This is a genomic window from Streptomyces sp. NPDC006691 (assembly GCF_042869955.1).
GTDB lineage: Bacteria > Actinomycetota > Actinomycetes > Streptomycetales > Streptomycetaceae > Streptomyces.
Window position 1 is genome coordinate 193,436 of sequence record NZ_JBIAGW010000008.1, and the last position, 14,445, is coordinate 207,880.

12 protein-coding genes are annotated in these 14,445 nt (G+C 71.9%); 7 read left to right on the forward strand and 5 right to left on the reverse strand.

Features of this window, described 5'->3' with window-relative positions; all coding sequences use genetic code 11:
• The first annotated feature begins 64 nt into the window (after positions 1-64).
• Positions 65-580: a DoxX family protein gene (locus ACFYNP_RS20090; RefSeq protein ID WP_388405761.1), complete on the forward strand. Its 516-nt coding sequence runs from the start codon at positions 65-67 to the stop codon at positions 578-580.
• On the opposite strand, the gene ACFYNP_RS20095 is transcribed toward ACFYNP_RS20090, so the two are convergent.
• A complete protein-coding gene (locus tag ACFYNP_RS20095; RefSeq protein ID WP_388405764.1) occupies positions 484-750 on the reverse strand; it encodes a hypothetical protein in 267 nt (88 codons plus the stop codon). The genes ACFYNP_RS20090 and ACFYNP_RS20095 overlap by 97 nt on opposite strands.
• Complete coding sequence (locus ACFYNP_RS20100) at positions 737-2,029, reverse strand: PspC domain-containing protein (RefSeq protein WP_388786842.1); 1,293 nt, start codon at positions 2,027-2,029, stop codon at positions 737-739. The genes ACFYNP_RS20095 and ACFYNP_RS20100 overlap by 14 nt, the downstream gene beginning before the upstream one ends.
• Positions 2,030-2,276: 247 nt before the next feature.
• Here ACFYNP_RS20100 and ACFYNP_RS20105 point away from each other — a divergent pair, with 247 nt between their 5' ends.
• From ACFYNP_RS20105 to ACFYNP_RS20120, 4 genes are all read left to right on the forward strand, one after another.
• On the forward strand, positions 2,277-3,551 hold the full coding sequence (locus ACFYNP_RS20105) for a PspC domain-containing protein (RefSeq protein WP_388786845.1): 1,275 nt from the start codon (positions 2,277-2,279) through the stop codon (positions 3,549-3,551).
• Positions 3,548-4,228 (forward strand): LuxR C-terminal-related transcriptional regulator, encoded by a 681-nt coding sequence (locus tag ACFYNP_RS20110; protein ID WP_388405772.1) that lies wholly within the window; start codon positions 3,548-3,550, stop codon positions 4,226-4,228. The genes ACFYNP_RS20105 and ACFYNP_RS20110 overlap by 4 nt, the downstream gene beginning before the upstream one ends.
• A 112-nt stretch (positions 4,229-4,340) precedes the next feature.
• The gene (locus ACFYNP_RS20115) at positions 4,341-5,546 is read left to right on the forward strand and encodes an alpha/beta hydrolase (protein WP_388787026.1); all 1,206 of its coding nucleotides are present in this window, start codon (positions 4,341-4,343) and stop codon (positions 5,544-5,546) included.
• Positions 5,547-5,666: 120 nt separating this feature from the next.
• A complete protein-coding gene (locus tag ACFYNP_RS20120) occupies positions 5,667-6,803 on the forward strand; it encodes an esterase family protein (RefSeq protein ID WP_100578192.1) in 1,137 nt (378 codons plus the stop codon).
• Positions 6,804-6,886: 83 nt separating this feature from the next.
• Here ACFYNP_RS20120 and ACFYNP_RS20125 read toward each other — a convergent pair whose 3' ends face one another.
• Positions 6,887-7,942, reverse strand: coding sequence for an NlpC/P60 family protein (locus ACFYNP_RS20125; RefSeq protein ID WP_388405774.1), 1,056 nt, complete (start codon positions 7,940-7,942; stop codon positions 6,887-6,889).
• A gap of 360 nt (positions 7,943-8,302) precedes the next feature.
• Here ACFYNP_RS20125 and ACFYNP_RS20130 point away from each other — a divergent pair, with 360 nt between their 5' ends.
• On the forward strand, positions 8,303-8,656 hold the full coding sequence (locus ACFYNP_RS20130; RefSeq protein WP_388405776.1) for a hypothetical protein: 354 nt from the start codon (positions 8,303-8,305) through the stop codon (positions 8,654-8,656).
• A gap of 92 nt (positions 8,657-8,748) precedes the next feature.
• Here the strand turns inward: ACFYNP_RS20130 and ACFYNP_RS20135 are convergent, their stop codons facing one another.
• Positions 8,749-9,894 (reverse strand): NlpC/P60 family protein, encoded by a 1,146-nt coding sequence (locus ACFYNP_RS20135; protein ID WP_388786847.1) that lies wholly within the window; start codon positions 9,892-9,894, stop codon positions 8,749-8,751.
• A gap of 215 nt (positions 9,895-10,109) precedes the next feature.
• Between ACFYNP_RS20135 and pcrA the strand changes: the two genes are divergently transcribed.
• Positions 10,110-12,566 (forward strand): DNA helicase PcrA, encoded by a 2,457-nt coding sequence (gene pcrA / locus ACFYNP_RS20140; protein ID WP_388405781.1) that lies wholly within the window; start codon positions 10,110-10,112, stop codon positions 12,564-12,566.
• A gap of 21 nt (positions 12,567-12,587) precedes the next feature.
• On the opposite strand, the gene ACFYNP_RS20145 is transcribed toward pcrA, so the two are convergent.
• Positions 12,588-14,297, reverse strand: coding sequence for a M23 family metallopeptidase (locus ACFYNP_RS20145; RefSeq protein WP_388786850.1), 1,710 nt, complete (start codon positions 14,295-14,297; stop codon positions 12,588-12,590).
• Between the last annotated feature and the right edge of the window lie 148 nt (positions 14,298-14,445).

Genomic DNA, 14,445 nt, shown 5'->3' on the forward strand with positions numbered 1-14,445 from the left:
GACACGCGTTCCCCCCGTCCGTATCGTCTGGTGACAGGCCAATCGGATGGAGGCGGGATCAGCCATGGCACATGGGTACGTGACCAGGGCGGGGGTGGACGAGGGCGCGGGCGGCTGGCGGGCCACGGCCCGCACCTACGCGCTGCTGCCGCTGCGGATCTTCCTCGGCGTGACGTTCGTCTACGCGGGCCTCGACAAGCTCACGGACAGCACCTTCTTCCACGCGAGCGGCGTCGGCTCCATCGGCGAGCTGATGCACGGGGTGCGGGACAGCGCCGCGATCCCGGCCCTGGTGGACCTCGCCCTGAAGAGCCCCTCGGGGTTCGGCTACGCCATCGCGCTCGGCGAGCTGGCTGTCGGGATCGGCACCCTGATCGGCCTGTTCGGGCGGCTCGCCGCACTGGGCGGCGCCCTCATCTCGCTCTCCCTGTGGCTCACGGTGAGCTGGCGCACCACCCCGTACTACTACGGCAATGACCTGGCCTACTTGATGGCCTGGCTCCCGCTCGTACTGGCCGGGACGCCCCTGCTGTCCGCCGACGCGTTCCTCGCGAGGCGGCGGCGCTTGCGCACCCCGTAGTCGATCCAGCTCACCAGCGAGGCGATGCCGAGGCCGCCGCAGACCAGCGGGACCACCACGGGCGAGGGCGTGTTCCAGCGCCCGGCCGCGTCCCCCGCGAACAGGACGGCGACGGCACCGAGGGCGAGCCCGGCGACCAGGCGGCCGGGACGGAACTCATGACGCGGCACGGTCCACCTCCGCCTGTCCTACGCCGACCTTGAGGTGCAGTTCGAGCGTGCCGGCCGGCTGGGCGCCGGCGGGCGGCGCGAGGGTGGCCGTCCGCTTCTCGCCCGGCTGGACCTGGATGTGGTTCGGATCCTCGCCGGGCAACTGGATGTCACCGACTCCCATGTCGAAGCTCACCTTCACGGTCACGTCCTTCGGTACGACGACCTTGGCGCGGCCCGCGCCGACCGTCGCCCCGGTCGTCAGCGTCCGGCCCGGCGGCACGGCGACCCGGCTCAGGTCGAGGGTGGCGACGCCGCTCCCCAGGTCGTAGTCCGGCCGCACGTCGCCGATCGCGGCGGGCGTCCAGCCCGTGCGCACCCAGTGCGCGTCGATGGTCTTCGGCAGCGCGGCCGAGCCCGCGAGCAGTGCCGCGGTGAGCACCGCGAGGAACACCGTGCCGAAGCCGGTGCGGCCCAGGAACGAGCTCACGATCAGGCCGAGCGCGAACACCCCGAGCGCCGCGGCGAAGCCGGTCTCCAGGCCGGTGCCGAGCGGCTGGTGGCCCCAGTGGGCGCCGAGCCCGGCGCCGAAGGCGAGCAGGGCGAGGAAGAAGAGGAGCCCGCCGATGGGGCGTGGCCCCCGGCAGGCGCGCCCGGCGGGCCGCGCGGCCCTGCGCGCCGCCTTGCCGGCCCGCGGGGCGTCCGCGTCCACCGGGCCCCACAGATAGCCGTCCGCGACCGGCCCGGTGGTGCCGTCCTTGACGATCGGGTCCCGCCACCAGGAGGGCGGCGAGGGTGCGGGCGGCGCCTTCGTCTCGGGCGGCGCGTCCGCGACGGCCTGGGCCGCGACCGGATCGAGCGGGGCGTCCGGCGGGGTGGTCGAGCGGCGCTGCGACCAGACGGCGGCGCCCCCGAGCAGCAGCGCGAGCAGGACCGCGAACGTCAGCACCGAGCCGTTGCGCAGCATGGTGAGGAAGATCCCGCAGCCCGCGAGCGCCATCAGGACGGCGACCAGGGCCGCGCCCTCGACCCGGCCGGTGAGCAGTCGGCGGGCCTCGTTCTCGTCCTCGCCCTCCAGCGGCACGATCAGCCAGGCGAAACCGTAGAAGACGAGGCCGAGGCCGCCGGTCACGGAGAGCACGCCGAGCGCGATCCGGAAGATCACCGGGTCGATGTCGCAGTACCGGCCGAGGCCGCCGCAGACTCCGCCGATGACCTTGTTCCGGCCGCTGCGGCGCAACTGCGCGGCCTCGGGGGCCGGGTCGGACGGCGCCAGGGGCGTCTCGGTCGGCGTGCTCATCCGGACACCTCGGCTGGCGTGTTCATACGGACACCTCGGTCGGCGTGCTCATACGTACATGGTGACGGGCCCGTGCGCCCCACGGCACCCGCCCCGACCCTGGCCTCACCCTGATTTCGACCCCGAGGGGGCGAGCCGGTGCCTCTCCCGGGGGAGGGCGGCTCCCCCGGGAGAGGGGGCTGTCCTCAGGGAAGCCTGGGGGCCAACCCTGATGCCCGCGGGTCCGTGCTCGTGTGACGATCGTGGCATGCCAGTCGCCACCCCCCGCCTGTCGCCGCCCGAGGCCGACGACGCGCCGGTCCGCAAGCTGTACCGCTCCGCCGAGGGGCGGATGCTCGGCGGTGTCGCGCGCGGGCTCGCCGGACATCTCGGTCTTCCGGTGGTGTGGGTGCGGATCGCCTTCCTCGGGCTGCTCTCGATCAACGGCCTGGGCGCGCTGCTCTACGCGGTGTTCTGGTTCGTGGTGCCGCTGGGCCTGGGTGGGACGACGGCCGGGCCGCGCTCCGCGTTCGAGGTCAGCGCGGACGGCCGGCGCAGGCTGCGCAAGCCCGACAAGGGGCAGATCGTCGCGCTGATCGCGCTGCTCTTCGGCGCCGCCGTCTTCGCCTCGAAGGTGGACGTCGGCGGCTGGGCCAATCCGTACGTCTTCCCCAGCATCCTCATCGGCGTCGGCGTGATCCTGGTCTGGCGCCAGGCCGACAACACCCGCCGGGCCCGCTGGACCGAGGGCGCCCGCCGCAGCCGCTGGCTTCCGGTGGTGCGGGGCCTCGCCGGGGTCGCCCTGGTCGGCACCGGGCTCACCGGGTTCGTCGTGGTCAACGGCTCGGCCGCGCAGCTCGGCAACGTCCTGACGGCGGCGATAGCGGTGCTCGCCGGAGTCGCCCTGCTCGCCGGGCCCTATCTGGTGCGCATGACGCAGGACCTCTCCGAGGAACGCCTGATGCGTATCCGGGCCCAGGAGCGGGCCGAAGTCGCCGCCCACGTCCACGACTCGGTGCTGCACACCCTGACCCTGATCCAGCGCAACGCGGAGAACGCCGGAGAGGTGCGGCGTCTGGCCCGGGCGCAGGAGCGGGAGCTGCGGGCCTGGCTGTACAAGCCGGAGGGCACCGGCAAGGAGGAGGAGCCCGAGACGCTCGCCGAGGCCGTGAAGAAGGCGGCGGCCGAGGTCGAGGACAAGCACGGCGTCCCGCTCGAAGTGGTCGTCGTCGGCGACTGCCCGCTGGACGACGGCCTGTCCGCACAGATGCAGGCCGCACGCGAGGCGATGGTCAACGCGGCCAAGTACGGTGGCGAGGGCGGCGCCGTCCAGGTGTACGCCGAGGTCGAGGGCCGCACGGTCTTCGTCTCCGTGCGGGACCGCGGCCCCGGATTCGACCTGGACGCGGTTCCCGGCGACCGGATGGGCGTACGAGAATCAATCATCGGCCGGATGCGGCGCAACGGCGGTACGGCCAGGCTGCGTTCGGTGCCCGGCGGGGGCACGGAGGTCGAGCTGGAGATGGAGAGGGCACAGGGATGACCGAGGAAACGACAGGCCGCCACGTCAGGGTGGTCCTCGTCGACGACCACCGGATGTTCCGCACCGGAGTCCAGGCGGAGATCGGCCAGACCGGGACGACGGGCGTCGAGGTGGTCGGGGAGGCCGCCGACGTCGACCAGGCGATCACGGTCATCACCGCGACCCGCCCCGAAGTGGTGCTGCTCGACGTCCATCTGCCGGGTGGCGGCGGCGTCGAGGTGCTGCGCCGCTCGGCGGCCATGATGGCGGACGCGGAGCGGCCGGTCCGCTTCCTCGCGCTGTCCGTGTCGGACGCGGCGGAGGACGTGATCGGCGTGATCCGCGGCGGCGCCCGCGGCTATGTCACCAAGACCATCACCGGCACCGACCTGGTCGACTCGATCTTCCGGGTGCAGGACGGTGACGCGGTGTTCTCGCCGCGCCTGGCGGGCTTCGTCCTGGACGCGTTCGCCTCCACGGACGCGCCGCCGGTCGACGAGGACATGGACCGGCTCACCCAGCGCGAGCGCGAGGTGCTGCGGCTGATCGCCCGGGGCTATGCCTACAAGGAGATCGCCAAGCAGCTGTTCATCTCCGTCAAGACCGTCGAGTCCCATGTCTCGGCGGTGCTGCGCAAGCTCCAGCTCTCCAACCGGCACGAGCTGACGCGCTGGGCGACGGCACGCCGGCTGGTGTGAGCCGCCGGGGACGATCGGGCCTACGCCGCTGGGGTGAGCGGCGGCTTTACCTGCGTAAAACCATGGCAAAACCGGCAACCCGGGCGCGCTCATGTCACTCTTGCCGGACGTGATGAGCCTGACCGGAACGCCCTTCTTCGTGACCGCGATCGTGGTGGCCGCGCTCGCCCTGCTGGTGCCGTTGCTCGTCTGGCACCGGGTCGGCGGCCCGGTCGTGGTGCGCGGCGCCGTGCGGCTCCTCATGGTGCTCACCGCCCAGGCCTCGGCGGTCGTCGTGGTGTTCGTCGCCGTCAACAACGCGAACGGCCTCTACGACACCTGGGGCGATCTGCTCGGCACCGAGGGGCACGTGGCCGCCGCGCCCAACCTGGGTGCCGACGGCACCGGCGGGCGCAGCATCGCCAAGGAGCCCCGCGTGCGGCAGGCGTTCGCCCCGGTCGAGGACGCGGCCCTCGGCGCCGGCGTCCAGATCACGCATCTGACCGGCCGGGTCTCGGGGGCCGACGGCGAGGTCTACGTATGGCTGCCGCCGCAGTACGACGACCCGGCCTACCGGGCGAAGAACTTCCCGGTGGTGGAGCTGCTCGCGGGCTACCCCGGCTCCGCCAAGGACTGGTTCACCAACCTCGATGCCACCGAACAGCTGCGGCCGCTGATGGCGAAGGGCGAGGTCAAGCCGTTCATCCTGGTCGCGCCCCGCACCTCGCTGCTCGCCGGGCAGGACACCGGCTGCGCGAACGTGCCGGGCGTGGTCAACGCGGACAGCTGGCTGAGCGTGGACGTGCGCAAGATGGTCACCGACAACTTCCGCGCGCAGACCGGCGCCGACGGATGGGCCGTCGCCGGGATATCGGCCGGCGCCCACTGCTCGGCCAAGCTCGCGATCGAGCACCCCGACCGCTACCGCGCGGCCGTCTCGCTGTCCGGCTACAACGACCCGGCCGCCGAGTCCGACTCGATCACGGCGAAGGACCCGGTGCTGCGCCGCGAGACCGATCCGCTGTGGATGCTGGGCCACGCCAAGCACCCGCCGCGCACCTCACTCCTGCTGACCGGCCAGCCGGGCGACGGCTATGAGGACGCGCTCGCGCTGCGCGAGGCCGCGAAGACCCCCACCAAGGTGTGGGTGCAGAAGACCTACGGCGGCCATCTCAACGTGGTGTGGAAACCGCTCCTGCCCGAGGTCTTCCACTGGCTGTCCGGCCAGGTGAGCGGCGTCCAGAAGGCGACGGGGCCGGACGGCGGTCTGCGTCCCTACGGTGGGGCCCGCGACGCCGCGGTCGTGCAGGCCACCGGTGAGGGCGCCGTAAGGAGGTAGGACGGAAGGCGTACGGGAGCGGTACGGGGTGAGAAGTAAAGGGCACGAGCCGTCACCCTTTGGTAAAACGCTGGCAAAGCGGGCAACTCGTGTTCTTGCTCGTCCCTCTTCCGTGGCGTGATGAGCCTGACCGGTACCCCTTTCCTCGTGATCGCGATCCTCGCGGCCGCGGCTGCCCTGCTGCTGCCACTCGTCCTGTGGACCAGGATCGGCGGTCCGGCCCTGGTGCGCTGGGTCTCGCGGCTCCTCATGCTCGGCTTCGCCCAGGTGACCGCGATCCTCGTGGTCTTCCTGTTCGTCAACAACGCCAATGGCCTGTACGACACCTGGGACGACCTGCTCGGCGGCGGCAACCACGTCAACGCCGCCCCCGACCTCGGCCCCGACGGCACCGGCGGCCGGAACGCGGCCACCGAGCCCAAGGTGAAGCAGAAGTTCGAGCCGTACACCAACAAGGTCGGCAAGGACGTCATGAAGACCATGCTCAAGGGCCAGGTCTCCGGCGTCGAGGGCGATGTGGCGGTGTGGCTGCCGCCGCAGTACAACGACCCGGAATACAAGGACAAGTCCTTCCCCGTGGTCGAGCTGCTGCCCGGCTACCCCGGGTCGATAGGCGCGTGGTTCGGCACGCTGAAGGCGCAGGAGCAGCTCACGCCGATGATGCAGCGCGGCGAGGTCGCGCCGTTCATCCTGGTCTCGCCCCGCACCACCCTCCTGAGCGGCAAGGACACCGGCTGCGCGAACGTGCCGGGCGTGGTCAACGCCGACACCTGGCTGAGCGTGGACGTGCGCAAGATGGTCACCGACAACTTCCGCGCGCAGACCGGCGCCGACGGCTGGGCCGTCGCCGGATACTCCGCGGGCGCCCACTGCGCCGCCAAGCTCGCCGTGGAGCACCCCGACCGCTACCGGGCCGGCGTCGACCTGTCCGGCTACAACGACCCGGCCGCCGAGAAGGACTCGATCACCGCGAAGGACCCCAAGCTGCGCGAGGAGTCCAATCCGCTGTGGATCCTGAAGCACGCCAAGACCCCGCCGCACGTCTCGCTGTTCGTCTCCGGTGAGCAGACCGACGGCTTCGCGGACGGGCTCGCCCTGAAGAAGGCCGCCAAGGCGCCCACCGCGGTGACCGTGCTCAAGCTCAACGGCGGCGGCCACGCCAGCGCGGTGTGGAAGACCCAGGTGCCCGAGGTCTTCCGCTGGCTGACCAAGGAGATGGGTGCCATGGCCAAGCCCGGCGGCGGGCGCGGCATCTGACGAAGTGTCAGCCCAGGTCGGCCCGAGGCCGGTGCCCGCCCCACCGGCCGGACCGCCACGGGCGGACCTCCCGGGCGACCCGCTCAGGCGGGCCGGACGGCCCCCGCGAACGGCATCTGATCGATCGGCGCGACCCGCACCGGCGCCCCCGGGTGCGGCGCGTGGATCATCTGGCCGCCACCGATGTAGAGCCCGACATGGCTGATCCCGGAGTAGAAGAACACCAGGTCGCCCGGCTGGAGTTGGGAACGCGGGACCCTGCTGCCCGAGTTGATCTGCGTGTACGTGGTGCGCGGCAGCTGCACCCCGGCCGAACGCCAGGCGGCCTGGGTCAGGCCCGAGCAGTCGAAGGACGAGGGGCCGGTCGCGCCCCAGACGTACGGCTTGCCGAGCGCCCCGTAGGCGAAGGCGACGGCGGCCGCGGCGCGGGAGCTGGGGGCGGCCGCGAGCGTGCCGCGCGGGGCGTCGGCCGAGCGGCTGGCCCGGGTGTCGGCGGGGGCCGCGTCGGCCTGGTCGTAGGAGGCCCGCTCCGGCGCGGTGAGCTGGGCCAGCAGGGCCTCGGCCGCGCTGATCTTCGACTGGATGCCGCTCTTCTGGCGCGCCAGCGTGGCCTGCCGGCCGCGCAGCTCGGTGAGCTTCCCGTCGGCCGTGGAGCGCAGCCGGTCCAGCTCGGCCAGCTGCTTGCGCACCCCGGCCACGGCGACCGCGGTACGGTCACCGGCCCGCTCGGCGAGGGCCGCGTCGTCCAGGTACCGCTTCGGGTCGGACGACAGGATGAGCTGGAGTTCCGGGGCGACCGTGCCGCTGCGGTACTGGGCCGCCGCGAGCGAACCGAGTGCGTTGCGCGCGGTGTTGAGCTGCTCGGTCCTGCGGGCGGCCTCGTCGCGCAGCCCGTTCAGCGAACGCGCGGCCTCGTCCGCCTTCTCCTTCGTCCCGTCGTACGCCTCCGTCGCCACCTCGGCCTCGTGGTACAGCTGGTCGACCTTGGCCTTGACCTGCGCCGGGGTGAGCTTCGGCTCGGCGTGACCGGAGCCCTCGAAGAGGGTGGCGGTGGCCGCCGACGCCAGCGCGAGTGTCGCGGCGGTGCGGGCGGCGGGGCCGCCGAGCGGATGCTGCTTGGGCTTTCGGTGCGCAGCCACGAGGGCCTTCACGTCCTTCCGTACGGCAGTACTTCCGCGCTGCGGCTCCCGGTGACGGGGCCGTTCCGGCGACGGACCGCACAGGGGGAGCGGCCCGCCGCCGGATCTTTCGGCGGGGCGACCGACAGCCGCCCGTGGAGCGGCGGCGGTGGGGAGTCGGTCACCTGGGGGAGGACGCTAAACCTGGAGACACGGTCGAGCGACGGAGTGACGGGAAGTGCCGCTTTCCGGCGGATCCCCGACCGACTCCGACCGAAGTCGGGGCAATGTCCCCCGGGATCCACGCCTGCTGTGACCGAAGTGCCGGTTGGGCCGTACCCGCTGCACGGCGCCTGCTAGGCGGGAATTAGGCTCCGGCCCATGGACGTACTCATCAATGTCTTCGTCGGCCTGCACATCATCGGCATCGCCTCGCTGCTCGGCGGGTTCCTGACGCAGATGAAGGCGATGAGCGCGGGCACCGCCCGCTTCGTCCCGGCGATGCTGCACGGCGCCCTGACCATGCTGGTCACCGGTGTCGCCCTGGTCGGACTCAACCAGGCCGACGACATGAGCGTGAACACCGTCAAGATCGGCGTGAAGCTCGCGGTCCTGATCGTGATCCTCGGGCTCGTCTATGTGAAGCGCGACGACGAGAAGATCGAGAAGCCCCTGTTCGGCGCGGTCGGCGCCCTCACCGTCGTGAACATCTTCATCGCGCTGCTCTGGCACTGAGGCTCGGGGGCACGGGGGCACGGGGGCTCGGGGGCACGGGGAGGCTCGCCCCACGGGGCGTGCCGGCGCCGAGCTCGGCGGAACGCGCGTCCCTAGCCGGGCCGGACCGCCCCGTAGACCGGCATGGAGTAGATCGACTCCTCGCGGACGTACGCCCCGGAGTGCGGCGCGTGGATCATCATGCCGCCGCCTGTGTACATGCCGACATGGCTGATGTCGTCGTAGAAGAAGACCAGGTCGCCGGGTTGCAGATCGGCCGTCGCGACCCGGGTGCCCGCCTTGACCTGGTCCCAGGTGGTGCGCGGCAGATCCACCCCGGCGGCCTTCCACGCGGCCTGCGTGAGCCCCGAGCAGTCGTACGAGGCGGGCCCGGTCGCGCCCCACACGTACGGCTTGCCCATCTGCGCGCGGGCGAAGGCGAGGGCCTTGGCGGCCTTGGCCGACCCGGGCGCGGACGGGCCGGACGGTGTGGTGGGTGTGGTGGGCGCGGTGGGCGCGTGGCCGGCGGGCGGGGCGGGCCTCTCCTTCGCGGCCACCGCCTGCCGCGCGGCCGGCTCGGCGGCCCTGCGCCTGGCCTCGTCCTGCTGCTTCTTCTCCAGCGCGGCCAGGCGCTCCTTCTCCTGCGCGGTCAGCGTCGACAGCAGGGTGCGGGCCGCCGCGAGCCTGCCCTGCACCTCTTCCTTACCGGCCCGGAGCGTCCGCTGCGAGGTGGTCAGCGCGGCCAGGCCCCGGCCGGCCTCGGCCCGCTTCTTCGCGTTGGCCGCGCGCTGTGCCTCGAAGGTGGTCAGGGTCTTGTGCTGCTCCTCGGAGAGGCGGCCCATGAGCTGGTCCTGGTCGAAGAAGGCCTGCGGGTCGTCCGAGAACAGCAGCCGCATGGTCGGGGTGACGCCGCCGTCGCGGTACTGGGCGGCGGCGTAGCCGCCGATGATGCGCCGGGTGTCGTTCAGCTTCGCGGTGCCGGCCGCCACCTGGTCGAGCAGCGAGTCGACCTTGGCGCGCTGGGTGGTGGTGGCCTCCTTGGCCGCGTCGTACTTCTGGGTGGCCAGATCCGCCTGCCGGTAGAGGTCGTCGACCTTCTTCCGCACCTCTTCGATGCTCGGCCTCGGCGCGGCCGGCGCCGCGTCCGCGCTCTGCGCCAGCAGGCCCACCGAGGCGAGCGCGGCCGTCGTGACGCCCAGGGCGGGCACGGCGGGGCGGGTTCTGGTGCGCGGCTTGCGGTGTGAGGGCAAGGCCGACACCTCCTTCCGGATCCTTCCGGACGGGGGCGTTCCCCGGCTTGCTGCGGCACGCTAGCCAACTCCCGTGACCGCTGGGAAGGTTGATGTCGGACAGGCCCGATACATTCCCGTGACCTTTACGGTGTGTAGTCGCGACCGGTCTCTCCGAAGGCGGACGGCGGAGTGTGCGAAGGCGGCGGCGGACTGTCAGAGGTGCGGCCTAGACTCGGGAGACGATGAGCAGCCTCTTTGACGACAGCTTCCTGGCGGACCTCCAGCCCTCCGAGGAGGAGCACCCGCCGCCCCCCGAGGAGTCCCACGCACCCGAGCCGGTGCCGGACGACCTGTTCGGCGGCCGGTTCGACGCGCCCGTGGACCGCGACGCCCACTACCGCGGCGGCGCCCCGCGCCCGGTGCTCGACGCGGCCGCCCTCCTGGAGGGGCTGAACGAACAGCAGCGCGCCGCCGTGGTGCACGCCGGCTCGCCGCTGCTCATCGTGGCCGGCGCCGGTTCCGGCAAGACCCGGGTGCTCACGCACCGCATCGCCCACCTCCTCGCCACCCGGGGGGTGCACCCCGGCCAGATCCTGGCGATCACCTTCACCAACAAGGCCGCCGGTGAGATGAAGGAGCGCGTCGAGCAGCTGGTCGGCCCGCGCGCCAACGCGATGTGGGTCATGACCTTCCACAGCGCGTGCGTCCGGATCCTGCGCCGCGAGTCGAAGAAGCTGGGCTTCACCTCGTCCTTCTCGATCTACGACGCGGCCGACTCCAAGCGCCTGATGGCGCTGGTCTGCCGCGACCTCGATCTGGACCCGAAGAAGTTCCCGCCGAAGTCGTTCAGCGCCAAGGTGTCCAACCTGAAGAACGAGCTGATCGACGAGGAGACCTTCGCGGGCCAGGCCGCGGACGGCTTCGAGAAGACGCTCGCCCAGGCCTACGCGATGTACCAGGCGAGGCTGCGCGAGGCCAACGCGCTCGACTTCGACGACATCATCATGACCACGGTCCACCTCCTCCAGGCGTTCCCGGACGTGGCGGAGCACTACCGGCTGCGCTTCCGGCACGTCCTGGTCGACGAGTACCAGGACACCAACCACGCCCAGTACACGCTGGTGCGGGAGCTGGTCGGCCCCTCCGGCGAGGCGCAGGCCCCCGCCGAGCTGTGCGTGGTGGGCGACGCCGACCAGTCGATCTACGCCTTCCGCGGCGCGACGATCCGCAACATCCTCCAGTTCGAGGAGGACTATCCGAACGCGACGACGATCCTCCTGGAGCAGAACTACCGCTCCACCCAGACGATCCTGTCCGCCGCCAACGCGGTGATCGAGCGCAACGAGAGCCGCCGCCCCAAGAACCTGTGGACGGATGCCGGACCCGGAGCGCAGATCACCGGCTACGTCGCCGACACCGAGCACGACGAGGCACAGTTCGTCGCCGACGAGATCGACCGGCTCACCGACAAGGCCGAGGCCAAGGCGGGCGACGTCGCGATCTTCTACCGCACCAACGCGCAGTCCCGAGTCTTCGAAGAGATCTTCATCCGCGTCGGGCTGCCCTACAAGGTCGTCGGCGGCGTCCGCTTCTACGAGCGCAAGGAGGTCAGGGACGTCCTGGCCTATCTGCGCGTCCTGTCGAACGCGGAGGACACCGTCCCGCTGCGGCGCATCCTCAACGTCCCCAAGCGCGGCATCGGCGAGCGCGCCGAAGCCATGATCGACGCGCTGTCGTCGCGGGAGCGGATCACCTTCCCGCAGGCGCTGCGCCGCGTCGACGAGGCGTACGGCATGGCGGCCCGCTCGGCCAACGCGGTCAAGCGCTTCAACGCCCTGATGGAGGAGCTCCGCACGATCGTGGACTCGGGCGCGGGGCCCGCGGTCGTCCTCGAAGCCGTCCTCGAACGCACCGGATATCTGGCCGAGTTGCAGGCGTCCACCGACCCGCAGGACGAGACCCGCATCGAGAACCTCCAGGAACTGGCCGCCGTGGCCCTGGAGTTCGAGCAGGAGCGCAGCGAGGAGGAGGGTACGGGAACGCTCGCGGAGTTCCTGGAGAAGGTCGCCCTGGTCGCCGACTCCGACCAGATCCCCGACGAGGACGAGGACGGCTCGGGGGTCATCACCCTGATGACGCTCCACACCGCCAAGGGCCTGGAGTTCCCGGTCGTGTTCCTCACCGGCATGGAGGACGGCGTCTTCCCGCACATGCGGGCGCTCGGCCAGGTCAAGGAGCTGGAGGAGGAGCGCCGCCTCGCCTACGTCGGCATCACACGCGCCCGCGAGCGGCTGTATCTGACGCGCTCCTCGATGCGCAGCGCCTGGGGCCAGCCCTCGTACAACCCGGCCTCGCGCTTCCTGGAGGAGATCCCGGTCCAGCACCTGGAGTGGAAGCGGACGGGCCCGATGGCCGCCCCGGCCGGTCCCATGTCCAGCAAGTCGCTCGGCGGCGGAATCGGCGGCTCCCTGTCCTCCTCGCGCGCCAAGTCGGGCCCCTCGGGCTTCGCGACCCGGCGCGGCAGTGACAAGCCGGTCATCGCGCTGTCGGTCGGCGACCGGGTCACGCACGACCAGTTCGGCCTGGGCACCGTGATGTCGGTGACCGGCTCGGGTTCGGACGCCCAGGCCACGATCGACTTCGGCGACGAACGCCCGAAGAAGCTGCTGCTGCGGTACGCGCCGGTCGAGAAGCTGTAGCGGGGCAGCCGGTCCTTCCGGTTACGTCGGGTCCAGGCCGTGGCTGCGCAGCCACGGCAGGGGGTCTATCGACGTCCCGCCGTGCGGCCGCACCTCGAAGTGGAGGTGCGGTCCGGTGGAGTTGCCGGAGTTCCCCGAATACGCGATGACCTCGCCCGCCTTCACCGGCCCCGAGCGGAACTTGGTGCTGGACAGATGGCAGTACCAGGTCTCGGTGCCGTCGGCGCCGGTCACTATGGCCATGTTGCCGTAGGCGCTGTTCCACTGCGTGCGGATCGTGCCGTCGATCGCGGACATCACGGGGGTGCCGTACGAGACCGGGAAGTCGATGCCGGTGTGCACCGACATCCAGTTGACGCCGGCCTGCCCGTAGTACGCGCTCAGCCCCTTCTGCGTCACCGGCAGGACGAACTTGGGGCGCGCGGCCTCCTTCGCGGCGGCCGCGTCCTCCTTCTTCTTCTTCTCCGCGTCCTGGCGGGCCTTGAGGTCGATACGTTCCTGCGTCCGGCTCGCCCGGTCCGCGAAGCTGTTGGCGTCCGCGCTGAGATTGGCGAGCTGGGTGTCCAGCTTGGTGTTGGCGGCGACCGGCTTGACCGAGGCCGGGTCGGACGCGGCGGCCACCGTGCCGCCCTCGTCCTGGCCGCCGCCCATCCCGCCGACGGAGGCGACCGCGACACCGGCGACACCCATCACGCACACGGACGGCACCGCGACGGTCAGCAGAGCCGAACGCTTGGCGGGCGTACGCCGCCGACGGCTCGCCCCGCGCCGTGCCTCGGCCCGCGAGGCGGGAACCGCCGCGCCGGGCAGCTCGCCGGGTGTGTCGTCCGGGCCGGGCCCGGACTCGGCCGTGAGACCGACGGTCTCCACGAGCTCCACCTGCGGGAACTCGGCCGTCTCGTAAGGGAGTTGGGGCTCGGACGGGCGCTCGGGCCGATGCTCGGCCTGTTCGCTCCGATGGGCCTGCGCGGCCTGCTGGGACTGCGCGGCCTGGGGGAAGGCGGCGGTCTGGTCGGCCATCGTCGCGTTCCACGCCGTCGCGTCGTAAGTACCGGTATCGGTGTGGGTGCCGGGCACGGCCCACTGGCCGGTGGTGTCGTACGCGGAGGCGAAGGCGGAGTTGTCGTACTGACCGGTGCCCTGCGCCTGGTTCCACGCGGTGGCGTCCCACTGGCCCGTCGTGTCGAAGGTGCCCGTGTCGAAGGTGCCGGTGTCGAAGCCGTGGGTGCCCGGGGTGCTCGGCATCGTGAAGCCGGTGGTGGGGAAGGCGCCGGTGTCACCGGGGTGCGGGGCGAAGCCCTGGCCGGCGAACGTGCCGGTCTCGAACTGGCCCGTGGCGAAAGCGCCGGTGTGCGCGGTGCCGGTGTGCGGGACGTCGGCGTGCGGGGCGTCGGCGTGCGGGGCGTCGACGGGGAAGGCGCCGGTTCGGAAGGCGCTGTTGTCGAAGCTGCCGGTCGCGCCGTCCGGTTCGTACGCCGGTGCCTGGGCCGGAACCGTCCACTGCCCGGTGGCGTCGTACGGGGAGGCGAAGGCGCCGGTGTCGAACTGGCCGGTGTGGCCCGGCTGCTGGGCGTTCCGGTCGGCGTAACCGTCGTGCATCGCGCCGAAGAGCGGATCGACGGCGAAGCTTCCGGTGTGCTGCGCCTGGGGGGCGTTGCCGTCATGGCCACTGCTGCCGTTGAGGTAACCGTCGTGTCCGACGTACCCGGCGTGGGCGTGCTGGTCAGTCACCAACTTCTCTCTCGCCTCGGCAACAGAACCTGCGGCCGGGATCCGAAAGGGCGGGGTCCCGGGGACAGCAGTGGCGTGACTGTACCCGGCGGTATGCGACAGCGACAATCTTCCGCGGGCTCCGTTGTCCCGGGAAACGGGCAATCAG